This window comes from Enterococcus sp. OL5 (genome assembly GCF_006491895.1).
GTDB lineage: Bacteria > Bacillota > Bacilli > Lactobacillales > Enterococcaceae > Enterococcus_D > Enterococcus_D innesii.
Map to the genome: position 1 here is coordinate 222,354 of NZ_VHIL01000001.1, position 15,774 is coordinate 238,127.

Annotated in this window: 14 protein-coding genes and 1 pseudogene; 4 read left to right on the top strand and 11 right to left on the bottom strand. The window is 42.1% G+C overall.

The features are described 5' to 3' along the window. The first annotated feature begins 52 nt into the window (after positions 1 to 52). Positions 53 to 671 (top strand): annotated as a pseudogene (locus FJU10_RS01010) (FMN-dependent NADH-azoreductase). A 140-nt stretch (positions 672 to 811) separates the two neighbouring features. Here the strand turns inward: FJU10_RS01010 and FJU10_RS01015 are convergent. The 4 genes from FJU10_RS01015 to tyrS all read right to left on the bottom strand — a co-directional run bounded on the left by FJU10_RS01015 (position 812) and on the right by tyrS (position 4,467). Continuing rightward, complete coding sequence (locus FJU10_RS01015; RefSeq protein ID WP_081118082.1) at positions 812 to 1,198, bottom strand: cytidine deaminase family protein; 387 nt, start codon at positions 1,196 to 1,198, stop codon at positions 812 to 814. A gap of 43 nt (positions 1,199 to 1,241) precedes the next feature. After that, positions 1,242 to 2,135 carry a deoxyribonuclease IV gene (locus FJU10_RS01020; RefSeq protein WP_081118081.1) on the bottom strand — a complete coding sequence of 298 codons (894 nt, stop codon included), beginning with the start codon at positions 2,133 to 2,135 and terminating at the stop codon, positions 1,242 to 1,244. An 88-nt stretch (positions 2,136 to 2,223) separates the two neighbouring features. Then, the gene (locus FJU10_RS01025; protein WP_140964917.1) at positions 2,224 to 3,135 is read right to left on the bottom strand and encodes an AEC family transporter; all 912 of its coding nucleotides are present in this window, start codon (positions 3,133 to 3,135) and stop codon (positions 2,224 to 2,226) included. Between the two features lie 69 nt (positions 3,136 to 3,204). Further along, complete coding sequence (gene tyrS / locus FJU10_RS01030; protein ID WP_140964918.1) at positions 3,205 to 4,467, bottom strand: tyrosine--tRNA ligase; 1,263 nt, start codon at positions 4,465 to 4,467, stop codon at positions 3,205 to 3,207. Positions 4,468 to 4,729: 262 nt separating this feature from the next. On the opposite strand from tyrS, the gene FJU10_RS01035 reads away from it, so the two are divergent. Then, positions 4,730 to 7,168, top strand: coding sequence for a transglycosylase domain-containing protein (locus tag FJU10_RS01035; protein WP_081118078.1), 2,439 nt, complete (start codon positions 4,730 to 4,732; stop codon positions 7,166 to 7,168). A gap of 144 nt (positions 7,169 to 7,312) precedes the next feature. Here the strand turns inward: FJU10_RS01035 and ccpA are convergent, their stop codons facing one another. Continuing rightward, entirely contained in the window at positions 7,313 to 8,311 is a 999-nt protein-coding gene (gene ccpA / locus FJU10_RS01040; RefSeq protein WP_077454315.1) for a catabolite control protein A, read from the bottom strand. 194 nt (positions 8,312 to 8,505) lie between these two features. Here ccpA and FJU10_RS01045 point away from each other — a divergent pair, with 194 nt between their 5' ends. Next, complete coding sequence (locus FJU10_RS01045) at positions 8,506 to 9,606, top strand: M24 family metallopeptidase (RefSeq protein ID WP_140964919.1); 1,101 nt, start codon at positions 8,506 to 8,508, stop codon at positions 9,604 to 9,606. Between the two features lie 53 nt (positions 9,607 to 9,659). Beyond that, positions 9,660 to 10,538 (top strand): NAD-dependent epimerase/dehydratase family protein, encoded by an 879-nt coding sequence (locus tag FJU10_RS01050; RefSeq protein WP_140964920.1) that lies wholly within the window; start codon positions 9,660 to 9,662, stop codon positions 10,536 to 10,538. 81 nt (positions 10,539 to 10,619) lie between these two features. On the opposite strand, the gene FJU10_RS01055 is transcribed toward FJU10_RS01050, so the two are convergent. From FJU10_RS01055 to hprK, 6 genes are all read right to left on the bottom strand, one after another. After that, positions 10,620 to 11,300: a YtxH domain-containing protein gene (locus FJU10_RS01055; protein WP_140964921.1), complete on the bottom strand. Its 681-nt coding sequence runs from the start codon at positions 11,298 to 11,300 to the stop codon at positions 10,620 to 10,622. A 14-nt stretch (positions 11,301 to 11,314) separates the two neighbouring features. Then, positions 11,315 to 11,740, bottom strand: a complete 426-nt coding sequence (locus FJU10_RS01060; protein WP_140964922.1) for a DUF948 domain-containing protein — start codon at positions 11,738 to 11,740, stop codon at positions 11,315 to 11,317. Between the two features lie 160 nt (positions 11,741 to 11,900). Continuing rightward, positions 11,901 to 12,818 carry a UTP--glucose-1-phosphate uridylyltransferase GalU gene (gene galU / locus FJU10_RS01065; RefSeq protein WP_074931604.1) on the bottom strand — a complete coding sequence of 306 codons (918 nt, stop codon included), beginning with the start codon at positions 12,816 to 12,818 and terminating at the stop codon, positions 11,901 to 11,903. A gap of 17 nt (positions 12,819 to 12,835) precedes the next feature. After that, a complete protein-coding gene (locus FJU10_RS01070) occupies positions 12,836 to 13,864 on the bottom strand; it encodes an NAD(P)H-dependent glycerol-3-phosphate dehydrogenase (RefSeq protein WP_081118074.1) in 1,029 nt (342 codons plus the stop codon). A gap of 75 nt (positions 13,865 to 13,939) precedes the next feature. After that, entirely contained in the window at positions 13,940 to 14,770 is an 831-nt protein-coding gene (gene lgt, locus FJU10_RS01075; RefSeq protein ID WP_005235390.1) for a prolipoprotein diacylglyceryl transferase, read from the bottom strand. A gap of 14 nt (positions 14,771 to 14,784) precedes the next feature. Further along, positions 14,785 to 15,720 (bottom strand): HPr(Ser) kinase/phosphatase, encoded by a 936-nt coding sequence (gene hprK / locus FJU10_RS01080; RefSeq protein WP_005235388.1) that lies wholly within the window; start codon positions 15,718 to 15,720, stop codon positions 14,785 to 14,787. Positions 15,721 to 15,774: the final 54 nt, after the last annotated feature.

Consider the following 15,774-nt stretch of genomic DNA (forward strand, 5'->3'; position numbering starts at 1 on the left):
TAGTATACTACACTTTGTGATTAAAACTTACTTAAAGTAAAGGTGGAAAAAAATGAAAAATATTTTAGTTGTTAAAGCCAATAACCGTCCTGATGGAGTATCTGCAAAAAATGTTTGATACCTTCGTTGAAAATCTTGATACCAACAATGTGGACGTTGTAACCTTTGATGTGTACGCACAACCAATGCCTTATATCGGTCAAACGTTATTTGAAGCATTTGGCAAACTTTCACAAGAACAAGAATTAAACCAAGAAGAACAAGAATTGATGACTGTCCGTCAAGACGTGATGAACAAATTCGCAGCAGCAGATACCATCGTTTTCGCTTTCCCAATGTGGAACTTAACGATCCCAGCTGCCTTGCACACCTTTATCGACTACATCTTCCAAGCAGGCTTTACTTTCTCTTATAACGAAGATGGTTCAATGAACCAATTGTTGAAAGACAAAGAAATCGTTCTATTGAATGCCCGTGGTGGTGTTTACTCAGGTGAAATGAGCGCAATGGAAAATGCTGTAACCTTTATGGAAAAAGTTTTCGGTGGTATGTTCGGCATGAACATCACAGAAGAAGTAATCATCGAAGGCCACAATGCAGATCCTTCTAAAACAGCAGAAATCATTGCTGAAGGTTTAGAACGCGTAGCAGCAGCTGCGAAAAAATTCTAATCATTGCTATCGATCAACTCCTCAACAAAGCGCTATTGCTGGTTGAGGAGTTTTTTTATCCAAAAACGTTGATCGTTTATTGGATTGATAATACAAAGATGCCCCTTCAAACACAGCGGTCTAAGGGGCTAAGTCTCTTTTTATTTTGATGATTTCCAATCATAAGGCAACAGCTCTGCTATCGTCATGATTTTTCCTGCTGCAATCATCACTTGCGTGTTCTGATTGGCAGGATCTAGCTGGCTGATGAATTCACGGCAACGACCACAAGGTGGGATCGGCTCACCTGCTGAATTGATTGCAACCATCTGTAACACCCGCTGCTGCCCATCGGTGATCATTTGCGCAGCCGCAGCCTGTTCTGCGCAAAAGCCCATGGAACAGCTGGTATCGATACAGATCCCCGTATAGATCTGTCCATCTGCAGTAGCTAGTGCTGCTGCGACACTCCCTGCTTCTGCAAATTGAGAGAGCTGTCTGAATCCCAGTTTTTGTTTCGCGGCATTGATCAGCAACTGAAAGTCCATTTTCTTCCTCCCACAACAAGATAGTTCCTATTAAATGAACCGTTTAAGCACCCGCCATGATTTTCGTCAATAGCTCAGGATCAAAGGTCTTTTCCCGCAGCATCGCGATTTCATAGCCATAAGGGGCTTTTTTGTTTTTTTTGTCTTCCCCGACATACGGTGTTTCCAATATTTTCGGCAACGCTGTTAATTGCTCATGATGAACGATTTTATTCAACGCTTCAAAACCGATCGTCCCAAAACCAATATTGGCATGTCGGTCTTTATGACTGCCTTGCGGATTTTTAGAATCGTTGACATGGATGACTTTCAAACGATCCAAACCGATAATTTTGTCAAACTCGTTTAAGACGCCGTCAAAGTCTTCTTTGACATTATAGCCGGCATCATTCGTGTGACAAGTATCTAGTGTAACGGATAATTTTTCATTTAAAGTAACGCCATCGATAATTGCTGCCAGTTCTTCAAAGCTGCGACCAATCTCGGTGCCTTTACCTGCCATTGTTTCTAATGCGATCTGGGCAGTTTGATTTTTTTCAAGGACCTCGTTCAAGCCTTTAATGATCTGTTTGATCCCAGCTTCGGGACCTGCACCGACATGGGCACCGGGATGCAACGTGATTTGAGTCGCACCTAAAGCTTGCGCTCTTTGGATTTCCTCTTGTAAAAATGAAACGGCAAAGCCAAAGTTTTCAGGCTTGATGGTATTGCCTAAATTAATAATGTAAGGAGCATGCACGACGATATTCGAAATTCCTTTTTCCGTCATAAAATCTTGTCCGGCTGCGATCTGCATCTCTTCGATCGGTTTGCGCCGCGTGTTTTGCGGAGCTCCGGTATAAATCATAAACGTAGTAGCTTGATAGCTAGCCGCCTCTTCTGCTGCTCCTAAAAGCATTTTTTTGCCGCTCATTGAAACGTGTGAACCAATCAACATTTTTCTTTTCCTCCTAAATCTAGTCTTCTCTATTATCGATAAAAGCGTCTTGTAAAGCGATTATTTTGCTCATTGCCGTATTTTTTTATCAAGCGAGTCCAAATAACATTAGGACACCCGTCATTAGCGGCATACTTATCAAAAAGCTAATGGAAGAAACGAACCCTACTGCTTCTTCCTCCATCCCAGCAATCACGGAATTAATGACACCGAACAAGGGAATCGGAGCAAACACTAACAAACAAAGAACTGGCTTTAATAAAACTGGGATTGGTAAAACATAGAAAGCCGCAAACAGCACGAAGGCCAGTCCGTAGCGCAAGCTTAAAATTTTGATTACCGTTGGCGTAGTGTGCTTCGGTAAGCGGAAATCCAAAAATAAGCCAATCATAAACATGGACAAAAACGTATTTGCGATCCCGATTGGTTGGACAAGCGCTAATGCCGCCTCAGGGATCCTCCAATCCGCACTGCGGATAATCAGCATCACTAGATAAATGGTAAATGTTGGCGAGCGCAGGAGATTCAAAAAGATTTTCCCTGGTTCAAATGTCGTCCGCTTTCCAATCAAGAATTCGATAAAAATCGTCGTTCCCCCTGCCAACATGATACTGTTTCCCATATCAAACAGCGAAATCAGCGGAATCCCTAAAGGATAAAAGCTTTGGGCAAAAGGAATCGCAAAATTGCCGATATTAAAGCCTGACCCGCAGTACATCGCAAACTGCTGCAAGGTACTTGATTCGTTTTTGGTCAAGAAAAATGCGAAGAGGATTTGGACGATCGTAATGATCAACGCGATCACAATCAAACTAAGGGCACTGACTTGTACTTGCATTGCAGCTAAATTCAAAATGATTGCCGCCGGTAACGTTACATTCAAAATAATTTTGGATAAGATCGAGCCATCGGCTTTCGAAAGGACTTTCCATTGCTTAAGAAAATATCCTAAGAAAATCATGGCAAATAAGCCGGCGGCATTCAACACTATGTTTCCCATTCCAACAAAAACCCTTCCTCTACAAAAATTTGAAAAAAGCGAACCAACAGGGCGGTTCGCTTTTTGCGATTAAAATGTTAGTAAGAAATATTTTTTCTTGCCACGACGAATCACGACGTATTTCCCACCGATCCGATCACTTGCTTGGATCTCGTACGTTAGGTCTTGGACGCGTTCCCCATTGATGTAGATGGCCCCATTTTGTACGTCTTCTCTTGCTTGACGTTTTGATGGTTCGATTTTAGCAGTTGTCAATACTTCAATGATGTTCAAAGAATCATCAGTTGTTACCTGGTGGCTAGGAACCCCTTTAAAGCCTTGTTCGATCTCTTCAGCGTTCAACTCTTTGATGTTGCCACTGAATAAACTTGCTGAGATGCGTACGGCTTGTTCATAAGCCTCTGCCCCATGAACCAAAGTAGTGACTTCTTTTGCCAAAGCTTTTTGCGCTGCTCGAGATTCTGGTGCAGCGTTAAATTCTGCTTCGATCGCAGCGATCTCTTCTAATGATAAGAAGGTGAAATATTTCAAGAATTTAACTGCATCACGATCATCGGTATTAATCCAGAATTGGTAGAACTCGTAAGGTGTCGTTTTCTTAGCATCCAGCCAAACGGCATTGCCTTCTGTTTTCCCAAATTTGGTTCCGTCTGCTTTTGTGATCAATGGCATAGTCAACCCAAACCCTTGGACTTCCCGTTCACGACGCAATAATTCGATTCCAGAGGTGATATTCCCCCATTGATCGCTACCGCCTAATTGCAACAAGCAACCGTGGTTGTCGTAAAGGTTCAAAAAGTCATAGGCTTGTAAAAGCTGGTATGCAAATTCGGTGTAGGAAATTCCTGTTTCGATCCGACGTTTGACACTTTCTTTGCTCATCATGTAGTTGATGGTAAAGTTTTTCCCAGTGTCCCGTAAGAAATCGATCAGTTTCAATTCCCCTAACCATTCATAGTTATTGGCAATGATGGCAGGATTTTCTTGGTCATCAAAATCAATAAAGCGAGATAATTGGCTCTTGATACTTTGTGACCATTCCAAAACGGTATCTAATGTGTTTAATTGACGTTCTTGATCTTTAAAGGATGGGTCACCGATCATTCCTGTACCGCCACCAACTAATGCGATCGGCACATGTCCGTTTTGTTGGAAACGGCGCAACATCAAAATAGGCAATAAATGACCAATATGCAGGCTATCTGCGGTAGGATCAAAGCCGATATATAGTTTCACAGACTCTTCATTTAATTGTTTGGTCAAGGCTGCTTCGTCTGTGGTCTGATGAACTAATCCGCGTTGCTTTAGTTCTTCAAAAAAGTCTGTACTCATTCTTTCTCCTCCTAATAATTGCTTCATTGTTCATCTTAACTGAAAAAGAGGGTAATGAAAAGTCTTTCTCTCAAAGTCCTTTACCAAAAAAGAAACTTTTAGGCAAATCCTTTCGTTTTCCTTTGTTTTCACTGATCGAATCCAACCGTGAAAAGGAATTTCCTGATCCTCTTCTTGAGATAACGGATAGGGTGCTACCCAAGCGTCTTGTTTTTTGCTATAATTACACGGAATCTATTCTAATTTATTGAGGTGACTCTTTTTGTCCCAGAAAACGAAAAAACAAAAGAATACAGAAAACAAAAATAGAGGCTGGTTCTATTTCAACATCAGTCTAAGGGTTTTACATGCCTTATTCTTAGTCGCTATTTCTTTGCTGGTGCTTGGCGGCTCTTTAGCCTTAGGGATCGGTGCCGGCTACTTTGCTTTTCTTGTGGAAGATACCGCAGCTCCTTCTAAAGAAGAGTTGCAGAAAGAACTGACCGACATCACAGAGACTTCTCAACTCGCATACTCAGATGGCAGTAAAATCGCAACGATTCGCTCAGACCTGATGCGAACGTCGGTTAATTCCGATCAAATTTCGGACTACTTGAAAAAAGCAATCATCGCAACCGAAGACGAATATTTTAATATTCACAATGGCGTCGTACCAAAAGCGGTCGTGCGAGCATTATTATCTGAAGCGACAGGTTTTGGCGGCAGCGGGGGTTCCACTTTGACCCAACAGCTGGTAAAACAACAAATCCTTTCCAGTGAAACGACCTTCAAACGCAAAGCCAACGAGATCCTATTAGCCATGGAAGTAGAGAAGTTTTTTGATAAAGACGAGATCGTCACTATGTATCTAAACATCTCTCCTTTTGGTCGGAACAATAAAGGGCAAAATATCGCAGGTGTGCAAGAAGCGGCGCAAGGAATTTTCGGCGTTAATGCAGCTGACCTAACTTTACCACAAGCAGCCTTCATTGCAGGACTGCCCCAAAGTCCGATCGTCTACAGCCCTTATACTAATACGGGTGAGATAAAGGAGAACCTGACTGCGGGCTTAGAACGGAAAGACTTTGTCCTCTTCAGTATGTATCGCAACCACGATATTACGAAAGAAGAATACGAAGAAGCACTTAATTATGACTTAAAACAAGACTTCAAAAAGCAAGAAGCTATCGAACAAACGGATCAAAGCTTCCTCTATTATACTGTTTTAAATGAAGCAAAAGATATTATTGCCAAACAACTGGCAGATGAAGATGATGTCAGTGATGAAGAATATGCCAAAGACGAAACCTATCAAAAATACTTCGAATTGGCGCAACAAAAACTCGTTAATGGTGGCTATACCGTCACATCAACGATCGATAAAGACATTTATAATGCGATGCAAGATGCCGTTGATAAATACGGCTCTATGTTAGACAATTGGGGCGACGCCACCATCGAAGTCGGCAATGTTATGATGGATAATGCCACTGGGAAAGTCTTAGGCTTTATTGGTGGTCGTAACTATGCTGAAAATCAATTCAATCATGCCTTTGATGCCAAACGTCAAGCAGGATCAAGTATCAAACCAATGCTGGTTTATGGTCCGGCCATCGAAAGTGGTTTGATGGGCTCAGAATCGATGGTTTCTGACTATGCCGCAAAATGGCGGACGGGAGAAAATGCTGGTGAGTCAATCGTCAATGCCACAAACCGCGGAACCAATACCTTCATGTCGATTCGCGAATCACTAGAAGTTTCCAGTAATATCGCAGCGACAAATATTTTCCAAGATCTTTGGGAAAAAGAAGGCGATCATTTTTACGCCTACACAAATTATTTAAGCAAAATGGGCTATCCGGAAGATAATAGCTGGGCATATGAATCAGCGCCATTAGGGGTTACGGATGTCACAGTGTTGAATCAAACGAATGGCTTCCAAACATTTGCTAATAATGGTGTCTATCAGCAAGGCTACATCATCGAATCCATCAAAGACAATGAAGGCGAAGTGCTTTATCAGCATGAAGCCAAACCAGTACAGGTCTTTTCTGAAGCGACGGCTTCTATCATGACCGACATGATGCGCAGTGTCATCGATGAGCAAAAAACCAGTACCTTCAAAACAGTTATCAGTGGATTAGATTGGAATCTCGGGAATGCCGATTGGGTCGGTAAAACTGGTTCCACCAATAACTGGTCAGACTCTTGGCTAGTCGTTTCCACCCCATCGATCACTATCAGCAGCTGGTCAGGACGGGATGACAACAAAGCTACTGATAGTGCTGCAGGAACTCGGACAGCCAATTACATGGCTTACTTAATCAATCGGATCTATCAAACAAATCAAGAAGTTTTTGGTGTGGATCAGAAGTTTGAGCTTTCAAATGACGTGAAAAAAGTCAAAGTTTCCAAATTTACAGGGACCCAACCAGGAGGCACCGTGCGGGTCGATAATCGAACCTACACGAATCCAAGCGATACCGTCAACTCATATTGGGCCACTGGCGGACCGGATACGGTCGACTTTAAGTTTGGGATCGGCGGTTCGGACGCTAATTACGCTGACTATTGGAAAAAAGCATCGTCTAGCCGTTCAACCAATCGCTCTTCAAATACATCGTCTAATAATACTTCAAACAATGCCACGCCTACAGCAAATGATGATGATGACGATGAACAAGACAATGACCAAGCAAATACAACGAATAATGATGACTGATCAGCCTTGTGCTGATCAGTTTTTTTATGCAAAAAAAGTGTGGGTAAAAAATCCGTAGATTTTCTACCCACACGAACGATCGTAAAAGTAAAAAGCGGAACAACGTAGTGTTGTTCCACTTGTAAAGGTTCCGTGAATCGCTGCTTATTTCGTAGAGCTTTTTTCTGAAATACCGTAAGGCAAGATGATCGTTTTTTGTTCTACATCTTCTTTGTTCATCATTTTTGTCAATAGACGCATCGCAACGGCACCCATATCATACAATGGTTGGGTAACACTTGATAAGCGTGGACGAGCGGCTTCAGCCAATAATGAATTGTTGCTGGTGATGATCTCGAAATCTTCAGGAACTTTAACACCTTTGTCTAACAAACCATCTAAGACACCGATCGCTAACTCATCGTCTGTGACATAAGCTGCTGTTGCACCACTGTTGATGATGCGATCAACTAATGCTAAGCCTTCTTTAAAGCTGTATGGTGATTCAAAGATCAACCCTTCAGAATAGTCAAGGTTGTTTTCTTTCAAGGCTTCTTTGTAGCCTTTCAAGCGGTTTTGGCCATTGATTGGATCGATCAAAGCACCGCTAACAAAAGCGATTTTTTGATTGTTTTTCGCCAATAATGAAACAGCATCTTTGGCAGCTGCTGTGTAATCGATATTGACACTTCCTACTTGTTCATCAGGATCGATCGAACCAGCTAAAACGACTGGTGTTTTTGAGCGAGAGAATTCCCCGCGAATTTCATCCGTGATGCGATGACCCATGAAGATAACGCCGTCCACTTGTTTTGCTAACAAGTTGTTCAGAACGTTGACTTCTTTCATCGTATCGCCATCAGAGTTGGCTAAGATGATATTGTATTTATACATGGTCGCTACATCATCGATCCCACGAGCAAGTGATGAAAAGAACATATTGCTGACATCAGGAATGATGACACCTACAGTTGTGGTCTTTTTACTTGCTAACCCTCGAGCAACTGCGTTTGGCCGATAATCCAAGCGGTCGATCACTTCCAGCACTTTCTTACGAGTTGCTGGTTTTACATTTGGATTTCCGTTGACTACCCGTGAAACAGTTGCCATCGATACATTCGCTTCCCGTGCAACATCATAAATCGTAATTGTTTGTTTTTCCATGATATATCTCCCTTATTCTATTTTCAGAAAATCTTATTTACATTTCTTTGTTAGAATAGCAAATTTTTTCCGGATTTGCAACCGTTTTAATTTTGTTTTCATGAAAACTTAGCAATTTCCTACTTTCCCCGCCCCTATTCTCTTCCAAAGCATGATAAAATAGAAAAAGAATACTTGAAAGAAGGTTTTTTCAAATGAATGAGAAAAAAATCAATGAGTTAAATGGCTGGTTGAAAACCAATGGCGCCGATGTTGCTTATATTTCTAATCCAGCAACCATCGCTTATTTTTCCGGTTTTAAAAGTGAGCCTCATGAGCGGGTCCTTGCTCTGTTTGTCGCTCCTGGAAAAGATCCCTTTCTTTTTACACCAGCTCTGGAAGTAGAAGAAGCAAAAAATAGTGGTTGGCCCTTTGACATTATCGGCTATCTCGATAGTGAAGACCCTTGGGCGAAAATCTGTCAGGAATTGACCTCTCGTTACCAAGTCTCTTCCTTGGCGTTAGAAAAGAATGATCTTTCCGTCGAGCGTTATGAAGCATTGAAACGCTTTTTGCCACAGACCGATTTTTCTTTAGATGTGACCCCGATCATTCAAAAAATGCAGTTAACCAAAACGGCGGCTGAGATTGACACCTTGCTAGAAGCTGGCAACTGGGCAGATGTTGCTTTTGAGATTGGGTTTGCTGCCATCAAAGAAGGCGTCAGCGAAATGGCAATCGTGGCAGAAATTGAGTACGAGTTGAAAAAACGTGGGGTTTCCCATATGTCCTTCGATACGACCGTATTAGCTGGTGCCAATGCAGCAAGTCCTCATGGCGTACCTGGTGAGCGCAAAGTGACTGCCAATGAACTTGTCTTGTTTGACCTTGGGGTCGTTTGGAAAGGATATTGCAGTGATGCAACCAGAACGGTTGCCTATAAAGAACCGACTGCATTACAAAGAAAAATTTATGACATCGTTCTTGAAGCAGAACTAGCAGCGCAAGCAGCGGTCAAACCTGGGATCACCGCTGGAGAATTAGACAAGATTGCTCGTGATGTGATTACTGGCTATGGCTACGGCGACTACTTCAACCATCGTCTAGGACACGGCATCGGGACCACGGTTCATGAGTTCCCCTCTTTGATCACTGGCAATGATTTAGTGATCGAAGAAGGCATGTGCTTCTCTATCGAACCGGGCATTTATTTACCAGATCAGGTCGGTGTCCGCATTGAAGACTGTGTGTATGTCACTGCAAATGGCTGTGTACCTTTTACCAAAACAGCAAAAGAATTGCTGGTTTTATCTTGATTTTCTAATGTAACGGCGCAACATGTTGAAATTACATGAAAAGGAGTGTTCTTATGAGTAAAAAAGTGTTGGTTTTAGGCGGCACGCGTTTTTTCGGTAAATATTTGGTCCAATCTTTAGTAGATCAAGGCTGTGATGTCACGATTGCTACCAGAGGAAAGACGAACGATTCCTTTGGCGATCAAGTCAACAGAATCATCTTCGACCGTACGGAGGAAGAAAGTATCAAAACGGCATTAACAAAAGAAACCTATGATGTCATTTACGACAATATTGCTTATACTTCCAACGACATTGAGATCCTACTGCGTCATGTCACACCGAAACGCTACATCGTTACTAGCTCAATGTCTGCCTACCATGAATTACACTTCGATTTGATTGAAGCGGATTTTGATCCTGCTAAAGAACCCTTCAGACTGGTCAGCTCTGAGGAGGTCAATTATGCACAAGGCAAGCGAACCGTGGAAGAAATTCTGACCCAAAAATACAGTCAGATCCCGTCCGTTTTTGTCCGCTTTCCTTATGTGATTGGTGCAGATGATTACACAAAACGTTTTACCTTTTACATTGACCATCTGATAAAGCAAAAGCCAATGGCTGTCGATAATCTAACGCATCAAATGGGCTTTGTGGATGCCCAAGAAGCTGGTAAATTTTTAGCGTTTCTAGGTACTAGCTCATTCACCGGACCCATCAATGGTGCGTCAAAAGGTACGATCTCTTTAGAAGAAGTACTGCAATACGTATCGACAAAAACCGGTCTTTCCCCGCTCTTTTCAGAAACAGGCGATCAAGGCCCTTACAATGGTACACCTGCTTATTCGATCAATGTGGCGCTCGCTGAGGAAATTGGTTTTTCATTCAGTCAACTGCAGGATTGGCTCTATCAACTTTGCGATTGGGAAATCGCCCAAGCATCAAACGAATAACTACTGAAATCACAAAAAAACGTTCGCCGATTTAACTGGCGAACGTTTTTATCTTTTAAAGCAATCAAGTTTTATCCTTACTTATGCTTCTGGGTTGTTTTTTTCTAATGTGTCTTTTAATTCTTCTTTCGCATCTTCCAAGTCAGCTTTGGCTGCTTTTGTTTCTGCTTTCGCTGTTTTTTTGGCATCATCTGCTGCTTTTCCAGCTTCTTTTTTCAAATCAGCTGCGGCTGCTTGACCATCTTTTTTTGCTTCTTCGACAACAGGTTTCGCTTCTTCTGCCCCTTCTTTGACAGTTTTTTTCATATCTGCTGCTGAAGATTTTGCATCAATGATGATATCTTGGACTGTATCATCTGCATCTTCTTTGGCATCTTTGGATGTTTCTTTTACATCGCTCGCTGATTTTTTGAAGCGTTCTGATAGATCCCCTGCTTGTTTCTTTAACTCTTCAATAGTTTCTTCTGAAGAACCAGCTGCTGTTTCTTTTAAGTCATCAACTTTCGCTGTTAAAGAACCGGTAAAATCAGATGCTTGCTCGCTTAATTTTGCTGCTTTATCTTTAGCGATATCAACAAGATCCGTACTTCTTTCTTTGGCTAAATCACCATAATCAGATGCTTTATCTAATAAATCGTCTGCTTGTTTTGCTAATTTATTTCTTAATGTTTTACCAGATTCTGGCGCCAACAAAAGTGCTGCTGCTGCTGCCGCTGTTCCTCCGATGATTGCTCCTAATAAAAATCCGCCTTTTTTACTCATTGAAAGTCCTCCTTTTATTTTTGGTTATTTTTGTCTTTGAAAAATTTCATGGTTGTTTGACCGACTTTTCCAGCTACCGTTGCTTTGGCAGTCGTCCGGCCAAGACTACCCACACGCGTAATTAAATTTTTTCCAGAAACATTTAATTCTGAAACACTGGTACTTAGATCTGCGACTGCTGTGAACAAAGGATCGATGGTTGCGACTTTTCCGTTCACATCTTGTAAAAGCTCATTCGTTTTTACCAATAGACCTTCAACCTCTTTTGAAAGAATATCAACATCTTTGGTAATGACACGGATGGTTGTGTTTGCCTCTTCAACCGTTTTGTCGACTTTGGTCATTGTCTTGCTGACTTGCATCAACAAACGAACGACGAAAATAACCAGTACGACAAATGCGATCGCAGCAATTAATGCAGCTAGTTCTCCTCCTGACATAGAATGGCTCCTTTCCCCATTTACTTATATTAAGAATAGCATTTCACTGCACTTTCTACAAATAAAAGACTGCATTTTTAAGAAAATTATCCGCTTTCAACAGGAAATAATAAAAAAACAAAGCAATTTCATCAGAAATTGCCTTGTTTAGGAGTTTGTGTTATTTTTTTGACGCTTTCGGTGCTTCTTTGACTTCTTTTTGAGCTGGAGCTAGTTCTTTTCCTAACTCAATCAAATACTCTTTCAAGTTGTCTTTGACTTCAGGGTGCACTAAACCATATTCAATACTTGTTTTTAAGAAACCGAATTTGTCTCCTACATCGTAACGTTTGCCGGTAAATTGATGGGCAAAGACGCGTTGGGTTTTGTTTAATGTGTCGATGGCATCCGTCAATTGGATCTCGCCGCCAGCACCTGGTTCTTGATTGGCTAAAATATCAAAAATTTCAGGGGTCAGCAAGTAGCGGCCAATAATCGCTAAATCACTTGGCGCATTTTCTGGCGCTGGTTTTTCAACAAAGTTTTTGACATTGAACAAGCCTTTTTCAACTTCCATACCAGGATCAATGATTCCGTATTTTGATGTATCTTCATGAGGAACATCCATAACAGCGATCGTTGAGGCATGCGTTTTTTCATAATTATCGATCAGCTGTTTGGTCAATGGTACTTGATCTTCCATCAAGTCATCACCTAGCATGACCACAAATGGTTCGTTGCCAACAAACGCACGGGCTTGTAAAACCGCATGACCTAGTCCTTTCGGATGGGACTGACGAATGAAATGAAGATTTACGTCCGTTGTTTCTTCCACTAATTTTAAAAGCTCTGTCTTGCCTTTTTCTTTTAGATTCATCTCTAATTCTAAATTGGCATCGAAATGGTCTTCGATCGGACGCTTTGCTTTCCCTGTTACGATCAAAATATCTTCGATTCCTGATTGTAAAGCTTCTTCCACGATAAACTGGATCGTTGGTTTGTCAACGATCGGCAACATTTCCTTTGCCATTGCCTTTGTAGCTGGTAAAAATCGGGTACCTAGACCGGCTGCTGGGATAACTGCTTTTTTGACATTCATGTGACTCGCTCCTTTAATCATAATGATTGATCTACCGTAAATTCGTTTTCTTCTTTGCCGTCTCGCAGCATAATATCTTTCGCTGCTTGCTTGATGTCTTTGCCTTCATACAAGACCGAATAAATCGTTTCTGTGATTGGCATTTCCACCGACAAAGCTTCTGCTAATTCGCGAGCAGCTTTAGTGGTTGAAACTCCTTCAACGATCATCCCCATATTGTCTAACACTTCATCTAAGCTATGGCCTTTTCCTAATAGATTTCCGGCACGCCAATTCCGCGAGTGGACACTGGTACACGTAACAATCAAATCGCCAACCCCACTCAATCCGATAAAGGTTAAAGGATTGGCACCCATTGCCACACCAAGACGACTGATTTCTGCTAACCCCCGGGTCATGATCGCAGCCTTCGCATCATCCCCAAAGCCCAGTCCAGCAATCGCACCGGCACCAATAGCGATGATGTTTTTCAAAGCGGCACCAGTTTCGACACCGATCACATCGTTATTGGTATAGATTCTAAAGTAATCATTCATAAACAGCTCTTGTACATATTTAGCAGCCGTTTCATTTTCTGAAGCTGCCGTGATCGTGGTGATATCATGGACAGCGACTTCTTCAGCATGTGATGGTCCTGACAGGACAACGATTTCTTGGCGTTTATCAGCTGGGATCTCTTCAGCAAGTACTTCTGAGATTCGTTTATGGCTGCCTTGTTCTAATCCTTTTGAGGCATGGATGATAACTGGTTTGCCGGTTGTCTTTTCAGCGAACTCTTGTGCCACGGCACGAATCGCTTTGGTTGGTACCACAAACAAGACAGCATCTGCTCCTTGGATCGCCTCTTCTAGATTTTTGCAGCCTAAGATATTTTCAGGTAATTTCAAATCAGGCAAATAATGCCGATTGGTATGATACGTATTGATTTCATCGATTTGGGCGGGATTGTTCCCCCAAATAGTCACTTCATGTCCATTTTCGGACAAGACTTGTGCCAAAGCAGTCCCCCATGATCCGGGACCTAATACGGCGATTTTCTGTTTCACTATGGAAACCTCCTCTATCCTTTTCGCAAATTCATGCACTTTATCATTTTACCATAATTTCAATAAAATAACTGTTTAGATAATCGTTTGGTTTTTGCCAAAGCTACGGTTGTAGTCTTTTAAGGTTTGGTTTTTCCGGCGCCAGATCAATAGTCCGATCGCTCCGAAGAACAATAATGCGGAAAGTGCTTGTGACACACGGATATCCCCAAATAAGTATAAACTATCGGTGCGCATTCCTTCAATAAAGAAGCGTCCGAATCCATACCAAATCAAGTAGCTTAAGAAGACTTCGCCTTCTTTTAATAACCCAGTTTTCTTACGCAAGAAGATCAAAACGATAAATCCAATCACGTTCCAAACCGATTCATAAAGAAAGGTCGGCTGCCGATACGCTTCATCGATATACATATTATCGATAATAAATTTCGGTATATACAAACTTTCTAAGAAGGAGCGGCTGACTTCAGCTCCAAATGCTTCATGGTTCATAAAGTTGCCCCAACGCCCGATTCCTTGTGCCAATAAAACACTTGGTGCGGCGATGTCTAAGAAGGTCCAGGGAGAAATAAAATTTCGTTGGCAGAAAAAGTACAGCCAGATCCCCCCGGCGATCAGAGCGCCGTAGATGGCGATCCCACCAGAGCGAATATTGAAAATTTGACTTGGGTCATCAATGTAGTATTGCAAGTCAAATAGAATATAATAAAGCCGCGCACCAATGATCGATACTGGCAATCCAATCAACATAAAATCAGTCACATCATCTGGCTTGAGCCCGACACGAACCGCTTCTCTCGTACTTAACCACATAGCAATGATCACGCCTGATACGATAATGATCGCATACCAATAAATCGGCAAACCAAATAGTTCAAATGCGACTCGATTTACTAAACCTAACATCTATCTTATCCTCTCTAGTTTCCAGAATTTTCTTCGATCAATTGCGTCAATCGATTTTCAAAGGTCTTCGTTGCATCGTAGCCCATCGTTTTCGCTCGGAAATTCATGGCAGCAACTTCGATAATAATCGCAACATTTCGACCCGTTTTTACCGGGATTTTGATTTGTGGTACATCGACGCCACCAATTTCAACCGTCGTATCATCGGTTCCTAGTCGATCATACTTTTTGTCTTTCGCCCAAGCTTCTAAATACACCGCTACTTGAACCTGCATATATCCTCGTACGGCACTGGCACCAAAAAGATTCATGACATCGATGATCCCGATTCCGCGGATCTCGATCAAGTGTTGCAAGATTTTCGGCGGTTCCCCCACCAAAGTCAATTCATCTTGCTTATACACATCCACCCGATCATCAGCAATCAACCGATGCCCACGTTTGATCAACTCTAATGCTGTTTCGCTTTTCCCAATTCCGCTATCGCCTTGGATCAAAACGCCTAAGCCATAGACATCCACTAATACCCCATGAACACTGGTTCTTGTTGCTAAACGCCCATCGAGAAAACTAGAAAGCTCTCCTTGCAGACGTGACGTTGAGATGGGCGAACGTAGAATCGTGATCTCATGTTCTTTGCAAGCTTGAATCATTTCCGCTGGTACTTCCAAGCCGCGAGAAACGATAAATCCAGGTGTATCATCGGCACACATTTTGCGCATCACCATCAAGCGTTCTTCTGGCATCATTCGTTCCGCAAAGGTGATCTCTTTGCTGCCGAATAATTGCAGACGATCATGGGAATAGTAATTAAAATAACCCGTCAATTCCAAACCAGGTCGGGAAATATCGCCGGTAATGATTTCTCTTTCTAAACTGTTTTCAGTTCCTTCCACTATCTCTAAATTTAAAGCCTCCGCCAGCTCGCTGACTTTGACGGTTTCTGCCATAGGTTTTCCCTCTTTTCTCAATGATTCTTGCCGCTGCTTCTTGTAAACGACACT

Excerpts from the sequence above, each read along its gene's own strand:
- FJU10_RS01015 (WP_081118082.1), bottom strand. The coding sequence starts at position 1,198 with ATGGACTTTCAGTTGCTGATCAATGCCGCGAAACAAAAACTGGGATTC.
- FJU10_RS01020 (WP_081118081.1), bottom strand. The coding sequence starts at position 2,135 with ATGTTGATTGGTTCACACGTTTCAATGAGCGGCAAAAAAATGCTTTTA.
- FJU10_RS01025 (WP_140964917.1), bottom strand. The coding sequence starts at position 3,135 with ATGGGAAACATAGTGTTGAATGCCGCCGGCTTATTTGCCATGATTTTC.
- tyrS (WP_140964918.1), bottom strand. The coding sequence starts at position 4,467 with ATGAGTACAGACTTTTTTGAAGAACTAAAGCAACGCGGATTAGTTCAT.
- ccpA (WP_077454315.1), bottom strand. The coding sequence starts at position 8,311 with ATGGAAAAACAAACAATTACGATTTATGATGTTGCACGGGAAGCGAAT.
- FJU10_RS01045 (WP_140964919.1), top strand. The coding sequence starts at position 8,506 with ATGAATGAGAAAAAAATCAATGAGTTAAATGGCTGGTTGAAAACCAAT.
- FJU10_RS01050 (WP_140964920.1), top strand. The coding sequence starts at position 9,660 with ATGAGTAAAAAAGTGTTGGTTTTAGGCGGCACGCGTTTTTTCGGTAAA.
- FJU10_RS01055 (WP_140964921.1), bottom strand. The coding sequence starts at position 11,300 with ATGAGTAAAAAAGGCGGATTTTTATTAGGAGCAATCATCGGAGGAACA.
- FJU10_RS01060 (WP_140964922.1), bottom strand. The coding sequence starts at position 11,740 with ATGTCAGGAGGAGAACTAGCTGCATTAATTGCTGCGATCGCATTTGTC.
- galU (WP_074931604.1), bottom strand. The coding sequence starts at position 12,818 with ATGAATGTCAAAAAAGCAGTTATCCCAGCAGCCGGTCTAGGTACCCGA.
- lgt (WP_005235390.1), bottom strand. The coding sequence starts at position 14,770 with ATGTTAGGTTTAGTAAATCGAGTCGCATTTGAACTATTTGGTTTGCCG.
- hprK (WP_005235388.1), bottom strand. The coding sequence starts at position 15,720 with ATGGCAGAAACCGTCAAAGTCAGCGAGCTGGCGGAGGCTTTAAATTTA.